At 45.7% G+C, this 22372-nt stretch carries 20 protein-coding genes and 4 tRNA genes; 16 read left to right on the top strand and 8 right to left on the bottom strand.

The features are described 5' to 3' along the window. The first annotated feature begins 472 nt into the window (after positions 1-472). The 8 genes from uvrY to COW15_RS12910 all read left to right on the top strand — a co-directional run bounded on the left by uvrY (position 473) and on the right by COW15_RS12910 (position 5528). Entirely contained in the window at positions 473-1117 is a 645-nt protein-coding gene (gene uvrY / locus COW15_RS12945; RefSeq protein ID WP_293632944.1) for a UvrY/SirA/GacA family response regulator transcription factor, read from the top strand. 66 nt (positions 1118-1183) lie between these two features. Then, positions 1184-3013 (top strand): excinuclease ABC subunit UvrC, encoded by a 1830-nt coding sequence (uvrC, locus tag COW15_RS12940; RefSeq protein ID WP_293632943.1) that lies wholly within the window; start codon positions 1184-1186, stop codon positions 3011-3013. Positions 3014-3060: 47 nt separating this feature from the next. After that, a complete protein-coding gene (pgsA, locus tag COW15_RS12935; protein WP_172966553.1) occupies positions 3061-3609 on the top strand; it encodes a CDP-diacylglycerol--glycerol-3-phosphate 3-phosphatidyltransferase in 549 nt (182 codons plus the stop codon). A 160-nt stretch (positions 3610-3769) separates the two neighbouring features. Beyond that, positions 3770-3845, top strand: a tRNA-Gly gene (locus COW15_RS12930). 21 nt (positions 3846-3866) lie between these two features. Beyond that, positions 3867-3940 (top strand) — tRNA-Cys (locus COW15_RS12925). Positions 3941-3989: 49 nt separating this feature from the next. Further along, positions 3990-4076 (top strand) — tRNA-Leu (locus COW15_RS12920). Positions 4077-4208: 132 nt separating this feature from the next. Further along, positions 4209-4295 (top strand) — tRNA-Leu (locus COW15_RS12915). Positions 4296-4778: 483 nt separating this feature from the next. Continuing rightward, the gene (locus tag COW15_RS12910; RefSeq protein WP_293632942.1) at positions 4779-5528 is read left to right on the top strand and encodes an SDR family oxidoreductase; all 750 of its coding nucleotides are present in this window, start codon (positions 4779-4781) and stop codon (positions 5526-5528) included. A gap of 132 nt (positions 5529-5660) precedes the next feature. Here the strand turns inward: COW15_RS12910 and COW15_RS12905 are convergent, their stop codons facing one another. The 5 genes from COW15_RS12905 to COW15_RS12885 all read right to left on the bottom strand — a co-directional run bounded on the left by COW15_RS12905 (position 5661) and on the right by COW15_RS12885 (position 10200). Beyond that, positions 5661-6569, bottom strand: a complete 909-nt coding sequence (locus tag COW15_RS12905) for a LysR family transcriptional regulator (protein ID WP_293632941.1) — start codon at positions 6567-6569, stop codon at positions 5661-5663. 97 nt (positions 6570-6666) lie between these two features. Beyond that, the gene (locus tag COW15_RS12900) at positions 6667-7596 is read right to left on the bottom strand and encodes an ABC transporter ATP-binding protein (RefSeq protein ID WP_293632940.1); all 930 of its coding nucleotides are present in this window, start codon (positions 7594-7596) and stop codon (positions 6667-6669) included. Beyond that, on the bottom strand, positions 7593-8423 hold the full coding sequence (locus tag COW15_RS12895) for an ABC transporter permease subunit (RefSeq protein WP_293632939.1): 831 nt from the start codon (positions 8421-8423) through the stop codon (positions 7593-7595). The genes COW15_RS12900 and COW15_RS12895 overlap by 4 nt, the downstream gene beginning before the upstream one ends. 151 nt (positions 8424-8574) lie before the next feature. Beyond that, positions 8575-9225 (bottom strand): DUF480 domain-containing protein, encoded by a 651-nt coding sequence (locus COW15_RS12890; RefSeq protein WP_293632938.1) that lies wholly within the window; start codon positions 9223-9225, stop codon positions 8575-8577. A 132-nt stretch (positions 9226-9357) separates the two neighbouring features. Beyond that, positions 9358-10200: a S1-like domain-containing RNA-binding protein gene (locus COW15_RS12885; protein ID WP_293632937.1), complete on the bottom strand. Its 843-nt coding sequence runs from the start codon at positions 10198-10200 to the stop codon at positions 9358-9360. 531 nt (positions 10201-10731) lie between these two features. Here COW15_RS12885 and COW15_RS12880 point away from each other — a divergent pair. From COW15_RS12880 to COW15_RS12845, 8 genes are all read left to right on the top strand, one after another. Beyond that, the gene (locus COW15_RS12880) at positions 10732-10884 is read left to right on the top strand and encodes a hypothetical protein (protein ID WP_007649104.1); all 153 of its coding nucleotides are present in this window, start codon (positions 10732-10734) and stop codon (positions 10882-10884) included. 487 nt (positions 10885-11371) lie between these two features. Next, complete coding sequence (speA, locus tag COW15_RS12875; protein ID WP_293632936.1) at positions 11372-13285, top strand: biosynthetic arginine decarboxylase; 1914 nt, start codon at positions 11372-11374, stop codon at positions 13283-13285. Between the two features lie 163 nt (positions 13286-13448). After that, positions 13449-14390, top strand: coding sequence for an adenosylmethionine decarboxylase (locus COW15_RS12870; protein WP_293632952.1), 942 nt, complete (start codon positions 13449-13451; stop codon positions 14388-14390). Positions 14391-14418: 28 nt separating this feature from the next. Continuing rightward, positions 14419-15057, top strand: a complete 639-nt coding sequence (gene pdxH / locus COW15_RS12865; protein ID WP_293632935.1) for a pyridoxamine 5'-phosphate oxidase — start codon at positions 14419-14421, stop codon at positions 15055-15057. Positions 15058-15101: 44 nt separating this feature from the next. Beyond that, positions 15102-15554 (top strand): YaiI/YqxD family protein, encoded by a 453-nt coding sequence (locus COW15_RS12860; RefSeq protein WP_293632934.1) that lies wholly within the window; start codon positions 15102-15104, stop codon positions 15552-15554. Positions 15555-15755: 201 nt separating this feature from the next. After that, positions 15756-16331 carry a YceI family protein gene (locus tag COW15_RS12855; protein WP_293632933.1) on the top strand — a complete coding sequence of 192 codons (576 nt, stop codon included), beginning with the start codon at positions 15756-15758 and terminating at the stop codon, positions 16329-16331. Positions 16332-16506: 175 nt separating this feature from the next. Continuing rightward, entirely contained in the window at positions 16507-16863 is a 357-nt protein-coding gene (locus tag COW15_RS12850) for a DUF3802 family protein (RefSeq protein WP_198780289.1), read from the top strand. Positions 16864-16906: 43 nt separating this feature from the next. Next, positions 16907-17287, top strand: a complete 381-nt coding sequence (locus COW15_RS12845; protein WP_293632932.1) for an STAS/SEC14 domain-containing protein — start codon at positions 16907-16909, stop codon at positions 17285-17287. Positions 17288-17343: 56 nt separating this feature from the next. Here COW15_RS12845 and COW15_RS12840 read toward each other — a convergent pair whose 3' ends face one another. The 3 genes from COW15_RS12840 to nhaB all read right to left on the bottom strand — a co-directional run bounded on the left by COW15_RS12840 (position 17344) and on the right by nhaB (position 22355). Then, a complete protein-coding gene (locus tag COW15_RS12840; RefSeq protein ID WP_293632931.1) occupies positions 17344-19956 on the bottom strand; it encodes a PAS domain-containing protein in 2613 nt (870 codons plus the stop codon). A 174-nt stretch (positions 19957-20130) separates the two neighbouring features. Beyond that, on the bottom strand, positions 20131-20658 hold the full coding sequence (dsbB, locus tag COW15_RS12835; RefSeq protein ID WP_293632930.1) for a disulfide bond formation protein DsbB: 528 nt from the start codon (positions 20656-20658) through the stop codon (positions 20131-20133). Between the two features lie 98 nt (positions 20659-20756). Then, on the bottom strand, positions 20757-22355 hold the full coding sequence (gene nhaB, locus COW15_RS12830) for a sodium/proton antiporter NhaB (protein WP_293632929.1): 1599 nt from the start codon (positions 22353-22355) through the stop codon (positions 20757-20759). Positions 22356-22372 lie beyond the last annotated feature (17 nt).

Here is a 22372-nt window from a genome sequence, read left to right as displayed (position 1 = left end):
AGGGGTGGCAGAGTGGTTTAATGCACCGGTCTTGAAAACCGGCGTGGGTTTATAGCCCACCCAGGGTTCAAATCCCTGCTCCTCCGCCATATTTCACGGAAAAGGCTATCAGCAATGATAGCCTTTTTTGTTTAAAGAATTTGAAACCTGGGTTCCTCATTCGAAACGCAGCTCCTGCACCATATTTCACGGAAAAGCCATCAGCAATGATGGCTTTTTTGTTTGTGCAATTTGAACCCTTGCCAAGACGCGACTGTGGAATTGGACACTGTATATTGCTTCCTTTTTAAACGCTTTTTATTGGGGCGGCATTCTGTAATCGTTCCTTTAAATATCATCTAGTTAACAATATTCATTTTATGCTTTGCGAAACGGGGTTGTTGGGCTAAATTAGCCCTATAAACTCGTAATCCGTTTGCTGTGTTGCTTTTATAGTGTGCGGCTCGGACGGGAAAGATAAAGGTGGATTAAGTTGATATCGATATATTTAGTTGACGATCACGAGCTTGTGAGAACTGGGATCCGCCGTATCTTAGAAGATGAACGTGGGATCAAAGTGGTGGGCGAAGCCCCTGATGGTGAGACTGCGGTGCAGTGGGCTCGCCAAAACGAAGCCGATGTGATCCTAATGGACATGAATATGCCTGGGATGGGCGGACTGGAAGCAACACGTAAAATTTTACGTTATCAACCCCATGCAAGAATCATAGTATTAACTGTGCATACCGAAGATCCGTTCCCAAGTAAGGTGATGCAGGCCGGTGCTTCGGGTTACTTAACCAAGGGCGCAACGCCGCCAGAGGTATTACAAGCGATACGTCAGGTTTCCCGCGGACAGCGTTATTTATCCCCTGAAATTGCCCAGCAGATGGCGCTGAGCCAGTTTAATCCCGCCGATGAAAACCCATTTAAGGCCTTATCTGAGCGTGAGCTGCAGATCATGCTGATGATCACTAATGGTGAGAAGGTGAATGATATTTCTGAGCAGCTCAACCTCAGTCCTAAAACGGTTAACAGTTACCGCTACCGTTTATTTGCTAAGCTTGGGATCAGTGGTGATGTCGAACTGACACGTCTAGCCATTCGCTACAAAATGTTGGATGCGGGTCATTTTTAATCGTGGGGTATATCCGTTTTCGATGGTTAGGTGTTGTTTGCTTATTAAAAACGGTGGATGTCAGTGATGTCGACCGATTTTAACGCCCAAAGTTTTCTACGCACGGTTTCATCTTCTGCCGGGGTTTATCGCATGTATGACGTCAAGGGTGACGTCATTTATGTGGGTAAAGCCAAGGATCTTAAAAAACGGCTCAGCTCGTATTTTCGTAGAAATCTAGACAATGTTAAGACCCAAGCCTTAGTCTCGCATATTCACCATATTGATGTGACGCTGACCCACAGTGAAACCGATGCGCTACTGCTTGAAAATGATTACATCAAGCAATACATGCCAAAATACAATGTGTTATTGCGTGATGATAAATCTTATCCTTACATCTTATTGAGCCAGCACGAGCATCCAAGGCTTGCCTATCATCGTGGTCCGCAGCGGGAAAAAGGCCATTATTTTGGCCCTTATCCCAATGGCGGCGCGGTGCGTGAAAGCCTGCATTTAATGCAGAAACTCTTTCCAATTCGCCAATGTGACGATCTTTATTACAAATCCCGTTCCCGCCCTTGTTTGCAATATCAACTTTCCCGTTGCAGCGCGCCCTGTGTGGGAAAAGTCAGCAATGCCGACTACGACGAGCAAGTGAAACTCGCTAGCCTGTTTTTAAAGGGCAAAGATCAGCAAGTGATCAGCGCCTTGGTTGAAAAAATGGAACGTGCGGCCGAGCGGCAGGAATATGAACAGGCGGCACGGTTTCGTGATCAAATTATGGCGCTGCGCAAGGTCGCCGAGCAGCAGGAGGTATCGAACAATAAAGGCGATATGGACGTGATTGGTGTGCACTATGCGTCGGGTATCGCCTGTTTCCATTTGTTATTTATCCGTGAGGGTAAAATCTTTGGTAGTCGGAGTTATTACCCTTCCGTGCCGGCTCAGACGGATATGGATGAAGTGCTGCGCTCCTTTATTCTGCAGTTTTACCTAAATGCAGATATTCAGCGCACGATTCCAAAGGAAGTCGTTATCAGCCACAACTTTGAAGAATTGCACGAGCTGGAAGCCGCGGTATCCAATGCGCTGAATAAAAAGTTTTCGATAAAGACTAATGTGCGCGCCGATAGGGCGAGCTTCTTAAGGTTAGCCGTGACCAATGCCACCAATGCCGTGGTTACACGCTTGTCCCATAAGAACACGGTCGAGCAGCGCTTTGTACTATTAGAAGAAATTTTAGAATTGAGTTCACCTATCCAACGGATGGAATGTTTCGATATCAGCCATACCATGGGGGAGAGTACCGTCGCTTCCTGTGTGGTGTTCAACCGAGAAGGGCCACATAAAGGTGAGTATCGGCGCTTTAATATTGACGGTATCACCCCGGGTGATGATTATGCCGCAATGAAGCAAGCCATTAGTCGCCGTTTCGATAAGATTGAAGCGGGCGGTAAAATCCCTGATATTCTGTTTATCGATGGCGGTTTAGGGCAGTTGCGTATCGCCCAGAAGGTGGTCGATGAAAAGTTTACCCATTTAGATAAAGCGCCACAGTTGGTTGGGGTGGCGAAGGGTGAAGGCCGTAAACCAGGGCTTGAAACCTTGATCCTAGGGGATACCGAAACCAGCTTTTCCCTTGAGGGCGATTCGCCAGCGTTGCACCTTATCCAGCATATTCGCGATGAATCCCATCGATTTGCGATTACGGGGCATCGCAATCGTCGTCAGAAAACCCGCAATACTTCAACATTGGAATCTATCCCAGGAATTGGCCCTAAACGCCGTAAAGCGTTGTTACAGCATTTAGGTGGTTTGCAAGAAGTGAAAGGGGCAAGTGTGGCGGAATTAGTCAAAGTACCAGGGATCAGCATAGAAATGGCACAAACCATCCATGATGCATTGCGAGGGTGATAAAATTAAGGCAAGATTGGCGCTGCTTTTGACTAACTGGTTTGATCATGCCGTTTAACTTACCCATAGCATTAACTCTTTTCAGGCTTTTTTTACTGCCCATTTTCGTGGTGTTGTTTTATTTACCCTACAGTTGGACACCTTTTGTTGCCGCATTTGTGTTTTGGTTGGCGGCGTTAACGGATGCATTAGACGGTTATGCGGCCCGTAAACTGAAGCAACTGACTCGTTTTGGCGCCTTTCTCGATCCCGTTGCCGATAAACTGATGGTGATTACCGCGCTCGTATTATTAGTGGACCAATACGCCGATATTTGGCTCACGCTGCCAGCACTCTTTATGATCGGTCGTGAAATTGTGATTTCAGCCCTGCGAGAGTGGATGGCCGAATTAGGTAAGCGCGGAACGGTTGCGGTATCTTGGATTGGTAAATATAAAACCGCTGCTCAGATGGTGGCGATTATTGGCCTGATTTGGCAATACAATCCCTTGATGATCCAAGCCGCATTTGTGCTGTTATATATCGCTGCGGTATTAACGTTTTGGTCAATGATGAGTTACATTTTAGCCGCTTGGAAAGATCTGACCGCTGAATAGCACAATAAAAAATCAAAGAGATTATTTAGTGCGCAAGCAGTAAGTTATCGATAAAACAGCGGTTGACACAGCATGGCAAATCGGTAGAATGCCACCCCGTAGACGAGAGACGAAGTGAAAACAAAATCTTAACTCTACACGATACAAGCTCAGTTGAAAGGCGACATTAGCTCAGTTGGTAGAGCGATACCTTGCCAAGGTATAGGTCATCGGTTCGAACCCGATATGTCGCTCCAATCTTGATAGATTGGAAAAATGGCGCGATGGCAGAATGGCTATGCTGCGGATTGCAAATCCGTCGATCTCGGTTCGACTCCGGGTCGCGCCTCCATAGATTAACGTATTAATGACACGATTCCCGTCGTTAATATAAAGAGTTTGCCCGAGTGGTGGAATGGGTAGACACAAGGGATTTAAAATCCCTCGCTGGTAACAGCGTGCCAGTTCAAGTCTGGCCTCGGGTACCATTATTATAATGGTGACAGCTCAAAGCGAGCTGAAGCGTTAAACTTCGTTACCTATATTATTTGAAATATAAGTAAAATAGCGAAGCAAAGAGTTAACAATATCAACAGCAGTGCTGGCGATATTCAGAGTTTGCCCGAGTGGTGGAATCGGTAGACACAAGGGATTTAAAATCCCTCGCTGGTAACAGCGTGCCAGTTCAAGTCTGGCCTCGGGTACCACTTAAAAACCGACCTTAGCGTCGGTTTTTTTGTATCTAAAATAAACCGTTCCGTAAATACCAACCGTTATTCCTACTCTCAATGATTCTCTTTGCCTGTTTTAGTCATCGCTTGGTAATGGTTTATTTTTGGGCCGTCAGATAAGTGGGAAGAATATTTTCCCAAGCCACTATTCTTGCTTCCAATATTTCACTCGTCATTTGTATTCAAACGTCCATAAAGGTATGCATCATTCATAAAAACTGAATAGATCATCCACATTTATGGGTTTGTTTGAACCTTTCTGTCTGATTATATTTTACGCACTGCCTGTGAAGTCGTCTTACAAGACCAATCGCTCATCGCTGGTATGGTTAGTTTTACATGAAACCGTACTCGTCAGAGAACGCAATGAGCGAGTGAACCAGGACCTTACATGCTGACTTAAATCAATGGGCCCAGCAGGTTATGCGAAAGCCAAACTAATCAAGATAGGAGTTTCATATGAACAGATTTGTAGATAAAACAGTGCTGGTTACCGGTGGAAATAGTGGTATTGGCCTAGCGACTGCCATTCAATACGCCAAAGAGGGTGCACGGGTTGTTATTACTGGACGCGATCAGGCGACCTTGGAACAGGCAAAAGTGCTCATTGGTGCGAACACCATAGCGCTTAAAAACGATCAGGGGAATATTCACGCCGCCGCACAATTGGCGGATATGTTGGGCCAACAAGGTATTAAACTTGATGCCATTTTCATAAACGCCGGTGTTGCTAAGTTTGCTCCGTTTCAAGACGTCGATGAAGCCTTGTGGGATCAGACATTTAACGTCAATGTGAAAGGTGCCTACTTCACCATACAAGCGCTAACACCGCTGCTCAATCGCGGCGCCGCCATTGTGCTTAATGGTTCTATCAATGCACATATTGGCATGCCGACTTCATCTGTCTACGCTGCCAGTAAAGCCGCGCTCATTTCGTTTGCTAAGACATTGTCGGCAGAATTGTTGCCGCTGGGTGTGCGGGTTAACGTCGTGAGTCCTGGCCCAGTTAGCACGCCGCTTTACGGCCGCTTAGGGATGGACTCTGCACAGCTTGAACAGATGGCAAAATCGATTCAGGAGCAGATCCCACTTAACCGTTTTGGCACGTCAGAAGAGCTGGCCAGTACTGTGTTATTTATGTCGTCAGCAGATTCGGCTTTCATCGTCGGCACTGAGCTGATTGCCGACGGTGGTATGAGCCAGTTGTAGGATTGCAGGGCCTGTTATGATGGGCCCGATTTTTTGTGAATTAAGTCAACCAGCGTTTTGTAACACCGATTATCTTGAATGGAAAATGACAGCAGTGCCAACATCCTTGGCTTACAGGTAGCGGTGGCGACATCATTTGGGTTTTATATCCCAAGGCGGCGTGCCAGCGAAGGCTTCTACCAAAAAATCTATCATCACTCGAACCTTGGCGCTGAGGTAGCGCCGGCTTGGATACATGGCAAGGATATCAATGTCCGGCAGTTTATAGTCCTGAAGTAATGCTACCAAAGCTCCTGACGCTAAATCCGGGCCAATCAGAAACGTGGGTTGCCAGATGATGCCTGAACCACTGAGTGCCATTGCCCGTGCCGTATCGCCATTATTCGTCTGCACTTTGCCCTTAACGCGAACATTGTGCGTCTGGCCGCCGCTGTCGGTAAAGCTCCATTCGTCGCCTGAGTAAATATAGGTGATACATTCGTGCAGCTTTAAATCATTGGGCGTTTGAGGAATGCCGCATTGTTGTATATATGCAGGTGCGGCGCATAAGACGTTATGTGAACTCGCCAGTTTACGCGCGGCATGATTAATCGAACCAGCATGTGAAATACGCAGTGCTAGGTCGTAGCCTTCCTCTACAATATCAACCACTCGATCGACCAAGGTAATATCCAATTCGAGATCGGGGTAGCGACGAATAAACTCTGGCCACAAAGGTGCCAGATGCAAAATTCCAAAACTTAAAGGGGCATTAATCCGTAATCGACCCCGGGGTTGTATTGTTTCGGACGACACTAAGGCTTCGGTTTCTTCGATATCCGCCAATATTGACTTACAACGCTCAAACAGGGCTTCGCCATTTGCGGTGAGCGACAACTTGCGCGAGCTACGGTTTAATAATCTACAACCTAAATAGGTTTCAAGATCATTGATATAGCGTGTCACATTTGCGGGCGAAGTATCGAGCATATCGGCCGCTTTGCTGAAGCTGCCTTTACTTACCACAGTCATAAATATTTCGTATGCACGCAATCTGTCCATCTGCCCTCCTTATTTAGTGCGAAGCTAAAGAACCATTTTTGATTGGGCAACTAAAAATTAAAGCGCCGCGATGGCGCTTTAATGGAAGGGCAAAGTCCTAGGAAAATAATGTTTCTTCTAATGTTCGCCCTTTCATCAGCATCTTATATTGCCAATGGTGATGATTAAAGAGGGAAAGTAACTTCATCTCAAACTGATAGTTATCGGTAGCAGATTGTTCAGTCGTCTTATCTTCATCATTTGCGAGTTGGATAACAAAGCTATTGCTTTGCTTGGCACTCACATTGATGACGCCGCTAAGCTTGGCCACTTCCTGCAATAATTTGTCACTGTCGCAATGCTGCATGGTTAGAGTGAGGTAGTCACTGTCTGTGTTGGCGCGCATGGAGACGGATTGGCTTAGCTCACCCTTATCTAAGTACAGCACTTGATCGCAGAGTTTTTCCAGTTCGTCTAAATTATGGGAGCTGATCATAAAGGTCGTTGTAGTTGAAAGGGCTTTCACCAGTTCACGAACTTTTTTGGCGTTGGCGGGATCCAGTCCAGCGGTGGGTTCATCTAACAGCACTAGCTTAGGCGAGCCAATTAAGGCTTGGGCAATCGCCACTCGTTTACTCATACCGTGGCTAAGGCTTGGTGGCTTTTGTTGCGCCACGTCAGCCAGATCCACTAGGCTCAGCACGCGCATTGCTTCCTGTGCCGCCTGTTTACTGTCCATCCCCTGCAGGCGACCAAATAACGTTAATTGGCTGATGATCGTTAAATTGGGATCGAGGGCCGCATCTTGGGGCAGGGCGGCGATTTGTCCTAAGAGTTTCGGGCTATTTGGTGCTTCACCCAGTAATGTGATAGTGCCTGCGCTAGGGGTGAGATAACCGCATAGCAGACTAAATAGGGTGGTTTTACCGGCACCGTTGGGGCCGACCAATGCGATGGGGGCGCCTGCCTCGAGAGTTAAGTTAATATTATTTAGGGCTTTTTTACTGCCATAGTTTTTTGACAGCCCTTGGCACTGAATGAGGATCATAGTTGACTCCTTTGGATATAAACTCGGCCAAGTAATAGGGCTGCCACAGTTTGTAATAATGGGATGTGGGCAAAGGCTAAACTATTGAGACCATTAGTGTTGATCATGTTGGAAAGCTGAGCGCCAGGCAGTAACCATTGAAGTTCCGCTAAAAGGCTTGATTGATGACTCAATAGCAAAATTGCAAGTGAGACTAAAGTCCACAGGATGGTGGCTAATACCATCGCCTGACGCGCGGTGCGGGCATATAAAGATAATAAGGTCATCAGGGCGGTAAAGGGCAAAATAACAATGAGCAAATTTAAACCTACTAAGGCTCCAGAGCTTATTGCCTGTAAAAATAACTGACTATCTCTGTAAAGGGCGAGGGCGATAGTGGCAATAATCGTCAGTAAAATCAGTAGACCTTGGATCAATATTTGCCCGAGAAAGCGGCCAAATAATAAGCTGTCGCGGCTGGTGCGAATGCTGAAGAAACGCAGTGTGCCGCGGGTTTTGTCCGATGAAAACTGATCGGCGGCGATCAAGATGCTAAACATAGGGAATAGATACAGTGCAAAACACCAAAATACTGCCATTTCCGCCACAGGCCATTCAAATAAGACATTAAGGGTATTTACCCCAAATAGACCATCGATTAAGTCTTTGATATTCGGTTGCATCAACATTGCCGATGCCCCTTGAATGGGGTAGATCAACAACACTCCCCATACCAGTGCAAAGGCAATCAGCGCGATGATGCCGCGGGTATTGAAGAAAAATTTTCGCAGTTCAAAGACTGCGATGATAAACATGTTATTGAATGTATTGGGCGGATTATGTGTCATTCGCTGTCTCTATTATTGAAGGTTCGAATAGGTGTTATCCGATTGGTCGATGAGTAAGCTTAAGATGCTGAAACTCACAACCTAAGATCGTTATTACATACAAGCCCTACCTGCATACAAGCTGCATAAAAGCCCTACTTGCATAAAAGCATTAGCTGAGTGATGCCAGCAGCTCATCAAGCTTCTCGGTCAAGGTCGCGACTTGCTGCTCTAATTGCGCCACTCTCGCGACCAGTTCAGCATCTGTCGTTTGTTCAAGGGCCGTTGTGGCAGGTGCATCCAAGCCTTGAGCCTGGGCGGATGCCTCTGAAAACAGTTCAATATAGCGACATTCCCGGCGGCCAGGCTCCCTTGGTAGCTGTTTTAAAATAGGTTTTTCTCGGCTCATAAGTTGCTTGATGCAATCTTCAACGTCGGTGACATCCTTAAATTCATAGAGTCTATTGCTGCGGGTGCGCAGTTCTCCCGGCGTTTGCGGGCCGCGAAGCAGGAGTAAGCAGACGATAGCGACGGCGGCAGGGGATAATTGCAACTCACTGAATTCGGTGTTGCAGAATCTGTGCTTATACTTGACCACACGACTACCAAAGCCCGATTGTTCGCTGATCAAACGCTTTTTATTCAGGGAATCAAGGGCATCTTGGACTTGGGTTTCGCTTAAGTCTAACACGGGCTCGCGACTGGTTTTTTGATTACAGGCTAAGGTCAATGCGTTTAGCGAGAGTGGATATTGCTCGGGAGTGGTGATTTCTTTTTCCAGCAGGCATCCGATGACTCTGGCTTCGTGTAACGTGAGTTCCATATAAGCTCCAAAGAAAAAAGCATGGCTTTGTTATAACAGAGCCATGCTTAATATCCTAGGAGTTGTCAGTCAAACTCCACCTTAGTGGCGGTAAACTGTACAATTTTAACGCTAAGTACTGAATAGAGTTGATTATTCTGCGGTTGCAGTTAAACGCAATCCATCCTTATCTATACTCAGTTGGCCATTTTTAAATAGCCCACCTATGGCTTTTTTAAAGGCTTTTTTGCTCATCCCTAGCTGATCGTAAATCACTTCAGCATCGGTTTTATCGGTCAGGGCTAAAAATCCGCCAGCCAGTTTGAGTTTACTTAAGATAATGTAGGCATGTTTATCTAACTCTTGTTTACTGCCCTGTTGTAGCACGAGATCGATTTTGCCGTCGCGGCGCACTTGTTTAATAAAGCCTTTGACGCGCTGGCCAAAACGCAACTTTTGAAAGACTTCATTCTGGTAAATCACGCCCCAGTGGGCATGATTAATAATGGCTTTGTAACCTAAATCTGTGGTACCACCGATATACAAATCCACCTGCTCGCCAACCTGATAGTGAGGTTCAGTCTTGTCGAGGAATTTATCGATTTTAGATGAGGCGACAATTCGTTCATCGGCACGGTTGGCGTGCACATAGACCAAATAGGAACGGCCCTCTTCGATCGGCTTGTGTTGTTCTCCAAAGGGTAACAAGAGATCCTTATCTAAACCCCAGTCCAAAAAGGCACCATAGGGCCCAGTGGATACTGCTTTTAAATAGGCAAATTCCCCCACCTGTGCAAGCGGGCGGCGGGTGGTGGCGATCACTATATCTTCAGAATCAAGGTACAGAAACACCTCAAGCCAATCACCGATTTGGCAGTCCTTTGGGGTGACTTTATTTGGCAGCAATACTTGCCCTAATTCGTGCGCGTTGAGGTATACGCCAAAACTGACTTGTTTAACAACCTCAAGTTTGCAGGTTTTACCTATCTGTACCATGGATTTCTCTGTGCATATGGATGTGATTCAGCGGCGATTATAACCGTTTTAGTATTGAAACTGCAGTTTTATTGCCGGTGCGATTGATCATAGAGGGTCTGCAAGGGGCTTAAATATTGCTGTGTTGATGGCAAATATCAAAGTGGCGCGCAGTGCAAGAAATCCATCGACAGCGGTTGTTAGGTTATTCTTGATTGGCATTGTCAATTTTTGTGCTAAAGCTATTAAAAAATATTGAACGGAGCTAATTTGCTATATATAGCTAAGTCTCTTATTTTTATGAGTAAAAATGGTGGTAATGGTCGATCTTTGTTACGCGGGTGTTTATTATATTTTAACGTAAAATATTAAATGAGATTCTTGCTTGCATTCTGTGACATTGCGCGGTTTAATTGCGCCGTTTAACGAGTTAGCTCGTTGTAGATAGACAAATATTACGTGAGTAGTAAAGGTTTTATGGTTCACTGGTCATTAACCGTGTAACAAACAATCTATAGCTGTTACATGGGGTTAAGAGGGTTTTTTTAGCTAATGCACAAGCATCCATTTTTTGCACTTTGCCTTAAAGCGTCACAATGCCAGCATGCTATTGTCGTACCCTACGATGATACCGGCCTTAAGCATCTCACGTTAATTCGCATCAACTCTGGCCGTGAAGAAGCCAACAGTCCCCAGTTTATATAATCTTGTCTTTTATTAAGTGGATAAGCTCAAGCTGTGCCACTTAATGTGTGATGTTGTTCCCTAGTGTTATTGGTTTTGGTGTTGTTTGCACTCTTTAGAGAGGGATTGCGGCCGTTTGGGCTTAAATCGCTAAAGTGTGATTCTCACTGTAACTTCGGCTTTTTGAGTGTTTTTTAGCCATGGCTAGGGGTATGGTAAACACTCGGCTGGTCGGTAGAACTCGGTTGGTAAATAAGGAATGCATAGATTTGTGTTCCCAATAGTTGAATACCTAACTAATGCGGCATTGGGCTACTCCCTGCGGTATTAATGAAAATCGCATCAATGTCACCTAAACTTGCGTGATTTTGCTGCACCAATAAAAGGTGATATTCACCTTTAATGTATGTCAGGTAAGGTATCCCTTTGCCTGGGTTTGTCGAACGGGCGGCCTTGTAACAAGCAAATGGCCGTCCAACCCATTTTTTAATAGACGGGCTAAATAAAAATGAATGATTGGTCTATTGATGATGCTCGTGCTGGGTACAATGTTACTCACTGGAGCCAAGGTTTCTATGGGATCAGCGACCAAGGTGAGGTGACAGTGTCACCGGATCCTAAAAATCCTGATTACAAGATTGGTTTAAATGAACTGGCCAAGGATATGGTTAAGGCGGGGGTCGCTTTACCTGTGTTGGTTCGTTTTCCACAGATCCTGCATCACAGAGTCAACAGTCTGTGCCAAGCATTTGACCAAGCGATACAGAAGTATGAGTATCAGGCGGACTATTTGCTGGTTTACCCCATTAAAGTAAACCAACAACAAACCGTGGTGGAAGAGATCCTGGCGAGTCAGGCATCAAAAGAAGTCCCACAACTGGGTTTAGAAGCGGGCAGTAAGCCTGAGCTGATGGCCGTGCTAGCTATGGCGCAAAAAGCCAGCTCAGTCATCGTTTGTAATGGTTATAAAGACAACGAATATATCCGCTTAGCTTTGATTGGTGAGAAATTAGGCCATAAGGTTTATATCGTTTTAGAGAAACTGTCAGAGCTTAAGATGGTATTGGCAGAGTCTAAACGTTTGGGCGTTAAGCCGCGTTTAGGTCTACGTGCGCGTTTAGCATTCCAAGGCAAAGGCAAATGGCAGGCGAGTGGCGGCGAGAAGTCTAAGTTTGGTCTATCAGCTGCACAAATTTTGCTGGTGGTTGAACAGCTTAAGCAACACGATATGCTGGATTCGCTGCAGTTACTGCATTTCCATTTAGGTTCGCAAATCGCCAACATCCGTGATATTCGCCAGGGTGTGAGTGAAGCGGGTCGTTTCTACTGTGAATTACGTGAATTAGGTGCAAGTGTTAACTGCTTCGACGTCGGTGGTGGTTTAGCGGTGGATTACGATGGTACTCGTAGCCAAAGTAATAACTCGATGAACTATGGTCTGACCGAATACGCCAACAATATCGTTAACGTATTGACCGATATCTGTAATGAATACGAGCAACCTATGCCACGTATTATTTCAGAGTCTGGCCGTTACTTAACCGCGCATCACGCTGTGCTTATCACCGATGTTATCGGTACCGAAGCCTATCAGCCTGAAGATATTCAAGCACCAGCGGAAGAGTCACCACAGTTATTGCATAACATGTGGCATTCATGGTCAGAGATCAGCGGCCGTGCCGATCAACGTGCCTTGATTGAGATTTACCACGATAGCCAGAGTGACTTACAAGAAGCGCATTCGCTATTCGCTCTAGGTCAATTGAGCTTGGCGGAGCGTGCATGGGCGGAACAAGCTAACTTGCGTGTGTGCCATGAAGTGCAAGGACTATTGAGTGCGAAGAACCGTTATCACAGACCTATCATTGATGAACTCAATGAAAAGTTAGCCGATAAGTTCTTCGTTAACTTCTCATTATTCCAGTCATTACCGGATGCTTGGGGTATTGACCAAGTGTTCCCAGTATTGCCGTTATCGGGTTTAGATAAAGCCCCTGAGCGCCGTGCTGTGATGCTCGATATCACCTGTGACTCCGACGGTATTGTTGATCAATACGTTGATGGTCAAGGGATTGAAACCACATTGCCAGTACCAGCCTGGAGTGCGGATAGCCCGTATTTGATTGGTTTCTTCCTAGTGGGAGCCTACCAAGAAATCTTGGGTGATATGCACAATTTGTTTGGTGATACTAACTCTGCAGTGGTTCGCATCGAAGATAACGGTGTGACTAACATTGAGTCGGTATTGGCGGGTGATACTGTCGCTGACGTATTGCGTTACGTTAACTTAGATGCGGTCGATTTTATGCGCACCTATGAAGAGTTAGTGAATCTGCATATCGCCGAAGATGAACGTGCACAAATTTTAGAAGAACTGCAAGTTGGTCTGAAAGGCTACACTTACTTGGAAGATTTTTCTTAAGATATTTTTCTTAAGATTTAGTGTGTTAAAATAAATCAGCCTAGGGTGACTTAGGCTGATTTTTGCTTTCTGGACGATATCTATTTATCGTTCGCGGGAGCCAAATTGGTGTAAAGGATGTCAACAGCAAGGGCGTATAGCGTTTAATGGGGTTAAGGATTTGATGTTTTTTGAAGGCTCAGAAAAGAAACTTGAGATTATCGTGGCGGCGTCTGCGCCGAATTTACGCGAACTCGATGTGAGCTTTTGGTCTGCCTTAGTCAATTGTGCCCATGCCGAGATTTTGTCGCAGCTAAGTAATGCTGACTGCGATGCCTACCTATTGAGTGAATCCAGCTTATTTGTATGGCACGACAGATTTGTCATGCTCACCTGCGGCAATAGCACTTTAGTGGATGCCGCCTGTTATTTTATCGACGCGCTTGGCGTACCTGCCATGGCGTTGGTGAGTTATCAGCGTAAAAACGAATACCAAGCCCACCTGCAGGCCAGCAGTTTTGCCGATGATGTTGGCAAGCTGCGTCAGCGTATTGCGGGTAAGGCAATGAGAGTGGGGCATTTAGACTGTCATCATCATTATTTTTTCTGCTCTGATAGTGATTATCGTGCACCAAAGGATGATCAAAGCTGTGAGCTGTTGATGTACCACATTCGTGGTGAGCTAGCCGATTATCTAAATGGTGGCTCGCAAAGCAAAGCTGAAATTTGTGCCGCGCTCGAGCTTAACGATTTATTCCCAGACTTTGAGCTTGACGCCCATTTATTTGACCCCTCAGGTTTTTCGATGAACGGTCTCTGGGGCAAGTATTATGTGACCTTGCATATCACGCCCCAAAGCGAGAATGCCTGCGCTAGCTCCTATGTGAGCTTTGAAACGAATCTGGATTTAACCCACTATCCGCAAGAACTCTTAGGGCGATTATTAGCGCTGTTTTCTCCCATTAGTTGGGACACCATCGGCTTTAATATCGACGACTCAACGCAGGGTTTTCCTGCCCATTTATGCTTAGGGCGTGGCTCATTAACGACCGAGCAAGGTTATGATATTAGCTTTAGCCACTATCAGCAGCTTGATGCTGAAGTGCTGATCCCTGAATTCATGTAAATTTTTGGCATTTGCTTAAGGAAACCCCATGACAGATCTCAGTGATATTCGCCGCGAATACGCAAAAGGTGGCTTACGTCGTGCCGATTTACCGCAAAACCCGATGGACTTGTTCGAACTGTGGATGACGCAGGCGAGGGATGCAGAGCTTAGCGATCCAACGGCCATGTGTGTGGCGACTGTGGATGAGCATGGCCAGCCGTTTCAGCGCATCGTATTACTTAAACGGTTCGATGACACAGGTTTCGTGTTTTTTACCAACTTAGGTAGCCGCAAGGCGCAACAAATTGCCGTCAATAATAAAGTCAGTTTGCATTTTCCTTGGCATCCTTTAGAGCGACAAGTCTCAGTGCTCGGAGAGGCGCAGCCGCTCTCAACCGCAGAAGTCATCAAATATTTTATGACACGCCCTAAGGACAGCCAAATTGCCGCTTGGGTGTCGCAGCAGTCGAGTAAACTCAGTGCTAGACAAGTGCTCGAGGGCAAGTTTATGGAGATGAAGGCAAAGTTTGCCAAGGGGGATGTGCCCTTACCCAGTTTTTGGGGGGGATATCTGATTAAGCCTTCCAGTATTGAGTTTTGGCAAGGTGGAGAACACAGGCTGCATGATCGTTTTATTTATACGCGTCGTGATGGCATATGGGATATTGACCGCCTAGCACCATAATGCCGCTGGTTCGCGTTGATGTTAATGATATTGGAGTGACCTCGTTGAGTCAGTATAAAATTTGGGTAGATGCCGATGCTTGCCCAAACCCCATTAAAGAAATCCTCTTTCGGGCTGCGGAGCGTAAAGCGATACCGCTAGTGCTGGTGGCTAATCAACTGATCCGTATACCGCCATCGCCTTATATCAGCCAAATTCGCGTTGGTGCGGGTTTTGATGTGGCGGATCAATATATTGTTGATCATGTCGAGCCAACGCATTTAGTGATCACCGCGGATATTCCCCTCGCGGCATTAGTGGTTGAGAAAGGGGCTTTGGCACTCAATCCCCGTGGTGAGTTGTATAGCGTCGATAATATTAAGCAAAAGTTGACTATGCGGGATTTTATGGAAGATCTGCGTGGCTCAGGTGTACATACTGGCGGTCCAGAGGCATTTTCCCAGGCGGATAAGCAAGCTTTCGCCAACAGTTTAGACAAGTGGTTAGTGAGAACTTAAACGATAGTTTACTGGTCGCTAATGGATAAACAGAGTATCTTTAGTGACGCTTAGTTGATCGACACCTACACTTATCTAAAATTGATATCTTAGGGTGGTTTGGGTAGTAAGTGACAGATAACTGAGCAAAACCTTAGCCCGATACCGAGGTTGATTACAGCCGCGGTATCCTTTTCAACCCCACTGTTGAGGACCGATACAATGAACAAATGGATTGGAATTGTCGCCTTATCTGCAATGGCCAGTTTTAGTTGTGCCGCACAATGGCAAGTGATGGAACAGGATTCGAGAGTCAGTTTTATTTCGGTGAAAAAAGGCGATATCGGTGAAGTACATCATTTTAAGCAGCTTAAAGGGACGTTAGCAGATAGCGGTCAATTTGACTTGACTATCCCCTTAGTGGGGGTGGCAACAGGCATCGAAGTGCGTGATGAACGATTACAGAATCTGTTGTTTGAAGTCTCACTCTATCCTGAGCTGAAGCTCACTTCACAGGTAGATAGTAAACTGGTTAAGGATTTAGCGGTTGGTGAAAGCAAAGTCGCCGATTTTGATGGTAAAATTTCACTGCATGGCAAAGAGCAAACAAAAACTTTTTCGGTAATTATAACCAAAGTATCTGATAATAAACTGATGGTTAGCAGTTTTCAGCCGATTATAATCAATGCCAATGAGTTCGATTTAGTGGCTGGTGTCGATAAATTGCGTGATATTGCGGGTTTATCGAGTATTAGCCAGGCTGTTCCAGTGTCATTTGTACTAACCTTAACTCAGTAACTTCAATAAGATTGGTGTAGATCAACACGTCAGCTAACTTATTTAGGATATGGTGAGTCGGTGGCTGACGTGATGCATTGAGTGCTTGATTGAGTGTAAAGTGTGTCAATGTTTGCATTTTTGTTGTAGATGGGGCCGTGAGTGGCACTAAGTTTATGGGTGTTAAGGGTAAAAAATGGTCACAGATAAAGACGGTTACATGCATTTGATCCAGTATTTGACTGAGCACCTTGGCTTATTTGAAACGCCAGATACCCAAAGTGTTTCCGATGATACAGTGATGGAATTATTCGAAGAGCAATTGTCTGCCCAAATTATTATGGTGTGCGGCCAGAATCCTTCCTTATCCTTTGCCGAGCGCAATATGATCATCCGAGAAGTGGACGCCATAGTCTACGACTTAGAGGAAATTTTAGCCTCGGTGGCAAATCATAAAGCCACTCCCGCGCAGATGCTATTTGTGGCGGAGTTTTCCGGTTTGATTAAAAATCTATTCGACCAAGAAATTGCTAAATTGCAGGCCCATGCTTAATTGATATCTGCTTCCCATGTTATCTGTTGATAGGGGATCTTGTATGTTGACCATATCGCCCGGTTATGCCGATGATATTTTGACCATTGCAGTTTCTGGCAGAGTGAGCCATCAAGATATCGCTTCCCAACTTATCCCTGCCATTGAGGCTAAATTACAGGATCACGCCTGTATCCGTTTATGGTATGAGTTTAGTCCAGAATTTATGGGCATTTCAGTGGGCGCCCTGTGGGATGACGCTTGGTTGAGCCTATTTCATCTCAGCGATTTTGCGCGCGTGGTGATGATTGCCGACACTGTAAGTATGGGGACTATGGTCAATGCATTAGCCTTGATCTTGCCTTGCCCCGTCAAAGTGTTTTCTGCCAGTGAGCGTCAGCAAGCTCAGATTTGGTTAGATCGAGTCGAAGTGACAGAGGTGTAATTTCATGATTTTTGCGGCATGAAATAGATTTGAATCTAGGGTAAGTACAGTGGTACTTACAATGGCCAACTGCAAACCACCCGCGTGCCTTTATTGAGTTCACTTTCAAGGTAGAACACACCGTTAAGATCGTTTTTCACCCACAAACTTAAGCAGGAGAGCGTGCCAAGGCAGAGATCCAGCGCCATTTCCTGTCTTAATTGGGTGAGCTGTGACTCGCTCATACCTACACCATTATCTTCGAGTTGTACATGGAGTTTATTGGCTTGCCTGGTGATGTTTATGTGCAATTCACGGGACTGATTGTGCTCTTTAAATGCATGATTCAAGGTGTTGCTGATGAGTCGGTAGAAGAATTGTAGGTATTGCCATGAACTGCCATCGACAACTAAATTTTCATCGCATTTTAGGCTGACGTTGACATTCACCCGCGTAAGTTGCCCCTGCAGTAACCCAAGTAAGTGGCGAATAAATTGGGCAAGATGTAATGGCCTAATATCGGATTGATGGGCGGTAAATAATTGTGAAATATGCCTTAATCTATCGGCTTGGTGTGCCATCAACTCGATGGTATGAGTTTGATATTCAGGGGGCGCCTCGGCTTGGGTTTGACAAATTTGCCCAAGTAGATGGTCTTGCTCCTGCATCAGCTGTGTCATGATATCGGCAAGAAAATTCTGCATTAATTTTTGGCTTTGTAACCGACTGAGATTAAGTTGCTGTTGTTGCTCTATTTCATGGTGGGCGCACGCAAGTTGTTGGCGTAGTTTAGTGTTTTCATCGCTGGCTAATTGGGTTTTAGTTTGCTGTTTTTGTATGCTGACGACCTGAGTTTGCAACAGCTTTTCTAGCTCCAGTTCTTGGCGTTTACGCAGATCCATATCGAAGCCGATTGCACCAACGGCGATCGAATGATCTTCATCATCCCTAATATCGAATTTTGTCATTTGATACACTAATTCTCCGCGGTGGGAGGGGATCACTTCTTCAAAATTGATAGTGTCACGGCTGTGGGTGACCCGTTGATCGTTTTGTTGGTAAATCTGGGCAAGTTGGCTGTGGAACAGATCGAAGTCAGATGCACCGATAATTCGTCGGCGTTCAATTCCAAGCACTTCACAATATTTATCGTTAACGAGAATATACTTCCCATTTAAATCTTTGATGTAAATCAGATTGGGTGAGAACTTTAACAAAGCTCGTAGCTGTTCTTTATGACAATTGAGTTCCTGTTGAAAGAGCTGTTGACTCTGTAGCTGTTGCTCTAGGGCAAGATTGCTGGCATCTAAGCTGGCCATCGCCACTTCAAGTTGTTGGGTGCGGGATAAGAAGGTTTTTGCCAATAAGCCAATTTCATCGTGGCGTTGATTCGCTTTGATTTCAATGGAGGCCGGATCGTTGCGTTTGAGCGCCTGAACCATCTCCATAATGGGTGAAATCAGCAATCTATGTTGCAACAAGAACAGTAAAATGAGCCCAAGCAATTGAATCAAAACCAGATATATGCCTATTTTTTCAACCAAATGCATTGCAGTATCTTGTAATGGCGCAATGGGCGTAACGACTACTATTTTCCAATAGGTATTAGGCATAAGGAAAATGGACACGAGCGAGGGCGTGTTCAGGATAGGGTCCGTCGCTAGGGACATCGAGGCCAATAGCTTAGGTACGGTAAATTGATTTAGCGCGCTGCTATTGACTATGGCGGCAAGCATTTCCCGTTCGTTACCTTTACTTAAGCGGGTGAGGTTGTCCATTTGTTCTTGGGTAAACACGCGCTGGGCAATAGCTTGCTCGACAAAGGCGCGATCGGCACTGGTGAGCGCCGAGGCAACAGGTGCAAAGGCTAATGTGGATTTGGCTAGTGCATCGAAGGTGAGTAACGTTTGCATGGAATTGGCTTGAGGTTGATTGTTATCCTCAGCGTGTGGATAGGCGAGTACTTGATTTTGATGATCGAGTGCGATGACATAGCCACCGACATCCGCCATCGTATTTCGCAGTAGGATATCGAGCTTGCCTAAACTGATATCCACAGTTGCAGCGCCAATAAACTGATGCTCCATCCACATTGCCCCTGAGGCCGTGATCATGGGTTCATGGGTAGTTGGGTCGACGTAGGATTTAGACCAAAAGGTTCTTCCTGTCGGGAAAAAGCGTGTCGGGCGATACCACTCCTCGGTGTGATAACTGGGAAAAGCCTCATCGTTGTAGGTGTCTATTGCAATCAATTCATTGTGGATATTATGTGACCAGAAGAGGCTGTCGCGAAATTTCTGCTGGTTGAAACTGCCTGGCTCTGGCCAGATCCCACCTCCTGAAATAATCTCTTTTTGATTTTCAATAGAAAATAAGGCTGGTATCGCTTTGCTCAATTGCTGCTTATCATAACGATATAGCATGGCAATATTACTGATAGCACCGACGAGATTTTCAACTTGGGATGTCATTTCCTGTAATTTGGCGATGACAATTTGGCCATGATTTTGATTCAGTACCGCCTGTTGCTCTGTGACCTGTTGATTTTGAATACTAAGCATCACCCAAGCCGTGCTAAAAATCAGAATACTGGCGATAACGAGTTGAATAAGACTGAATTTAAAGGGCAAGCTATTTTGCCATTGAGTCGAGGCGGGTTGTGATTCAGTGGTTGAGCTTTTGTCCGTCATCGCAGCGTTCCGTAATACGCTTTCCATTGAGCCAGTGTAGCGCTTTTTAGCTCTTTTGCTATTAGCTTATATCAAAGATAGGGGGATTTTTATGGCGGGAACTCACTGATTAAAACCGTAAACTTCGCCAGAAGTAGTGTAGAAAGGCAGGTATAACACCTGCCTTAGCTTAAGCTATTTATACAGCGAAGGTTTAGTCGAGCGGCTGAGGATTGGCACAATAAACAGTAGCCATACGACCAGGAAACCACTGAATGCCACCACCATCCATTCCGCCATTGTCACTCCCATAAAATGCCATGGAGCATCGGTACACATGCCTGTGGGGAGCATAATCGATGGAAACCATTCGTGAAGCGGCATCCAAGCAGGAAAGTCAGGTAAAAAGGAGCAGGTTGAAAAAGGCGAGGGGTTATTTTGCATATCTACTAATGCGAGGGCGAGTTTCAACCCCCATGTTGCACTCACAGCCCAACCGAGCGCCGCAACAATCCGCACGATCAGAGACTTAGGCGCTATCATTCCAATGAGCCCAGCCGCAAAAATACCAAACACGGCCAACCTTTGGTAGATACACATCACGCAGGGATCGAGTTTCATAACATATTGAAAATACAGTGCAGCAGCCTCTAAGGATAGTGCTGTGCCACCGAGGGCCAACCAAGAGACTCGAGAATGGGCAAAGCGAGTAAGTACAGTCAAAGATATGGGCTCCATAGTAACTAAAACGCCCTCAAAGGCTGGGGGCGTTTTTTGGACTCTACTCATTTAAGAAAGTTCAGTCAACTCAGAGATATATGTTAGTGCCCAGTGGCACCTCCAATCACTTCTTTTGCACTGTGGTGCATGATCATCTGTGAGTCGTAGAAGTATTGCGTTGCCTGTTCTAAGAAACCTGTCTCAATCGCTAACACGCCGACTATCGATAAAACGACAGTGTAGGGGAGAGCCATCCAGACCATTCTGCCATAGGACAAGCGAATGAGTGGGGCGAGGGCGGAGGTTAATAAGAATAGGAAGGCGGCTTGACCGTTTGGCGTGGCAACTGAAGGGAGATTAGTACCTGTGTTGATTGCCACTGCCAGCAAGTCGAATTGATCACGGCTAATTTGGCCGTTAATTAACGCGGCTTTGACTTCGTTGATATACACAGTACCCACAAACACGTTATCACTCACCATGGACAATAAGCCATTGGCGATATAGAAGATGACTAACTGTGTATTCCCTTGATAACTAAGTGCCCATTGGATAACCGGGGCAAACAGTTGTTGATCAATAATGACTCCCACCACGGCAAAAAATACCGCCAAAAGTGCAGTGAAGGGTAATGCCTCTTCGAAGGCTTTTCCGAGCGCATGTTCATCGGTCACGCCGTTGAGGGCCGTGGTTAAAATAATGACAGACAAACCAATTAAGCCGACGGATGCTAAATGTAAGGCTAGGCCTGCAATCAACCAGATCCCCACAAAAGCTTGCACGACTAGCTTGATATTGTCTTTGTTGGTGCGACGGGCATCTTCATAGGCCGCGTACTCACATAGGATCCTATGTACGGCATCGGGAAGTTTGGCTCCATAACCAAAAATATGAAATTTTTCAACTAAATAACAAGTCAGGATCCCCGCAATCAACACGGGCACTGTCACAGGAGACATACGGATTGCAAACTCACCAAATTGCCAATTTGCTTGGGCGGCAATGATCAAGTTCTGCGGTTCGCCCACCATAGTGCAAACTCCACCGAGTGCCGTTCCGACCCCGGCATGCATCAATAGGTTACGCAGAAACCCGCGGAATGACTCTAATTCTGCTTCATCAAGTTGATTATCATCGTCGTTCTTGTCTTCAGAGGTATGATCATGATCGGCCGAGAAGTCTTTTCCAGAGGCGACTTTGTGATAAATCGCATAGAACCCCACAGCGACCGCGATAATCACGGCAATAACCGTTAATGCATCTAGGAATGCGGATAAGAAGGCTGAAGCGAGACAGAACATCAATGACACTAAAATTTTTGAGCGCACTTTAGTGATCATTTTCGTGAAGGCAAATAACAGTAATTGCTTCATGAAATAAATACCAGCCACCATAAAGACCAGTAATAGTAATACTTCGAGGTTGGCTTCTATTTCATGCAAAACTTGACTGGCCGAGGTCATACCAATAGCAACGGCTTCTATGGCTAATAGACCACCGGGTTGTAGTGGATAACATTTTAATGCCATGGCTAAGGTAAAAATAAACTCAAGTACTAATACCCAACCCGCCACAAAGGGGCTGACATAGAAAAAGAGTATTGGATTGATTATTAAAAATGACAGTATTGCGATTTTGTACCACTTAGGAGAATTCCCTAAGAAGTTCCCAATAAACGCCTGGCTCATTGTCACCGGCATGGCATCCTCTCTTCTAA

The organism is Shewanella sp. CG12_big_fil_rev_8_21_14_0_65_47_15 (genome assembly GCF_002783505.1).
GTDB lineage: Bacteria > Pseudomonadota > Gammaproteobacteria > Enterobacterales > Shewanellaceae > Shewanella.
Note: the sequence above shows the minus strand (reverse complement) of the source record. Positions and strands in the feature narration are given on the sequence as shown.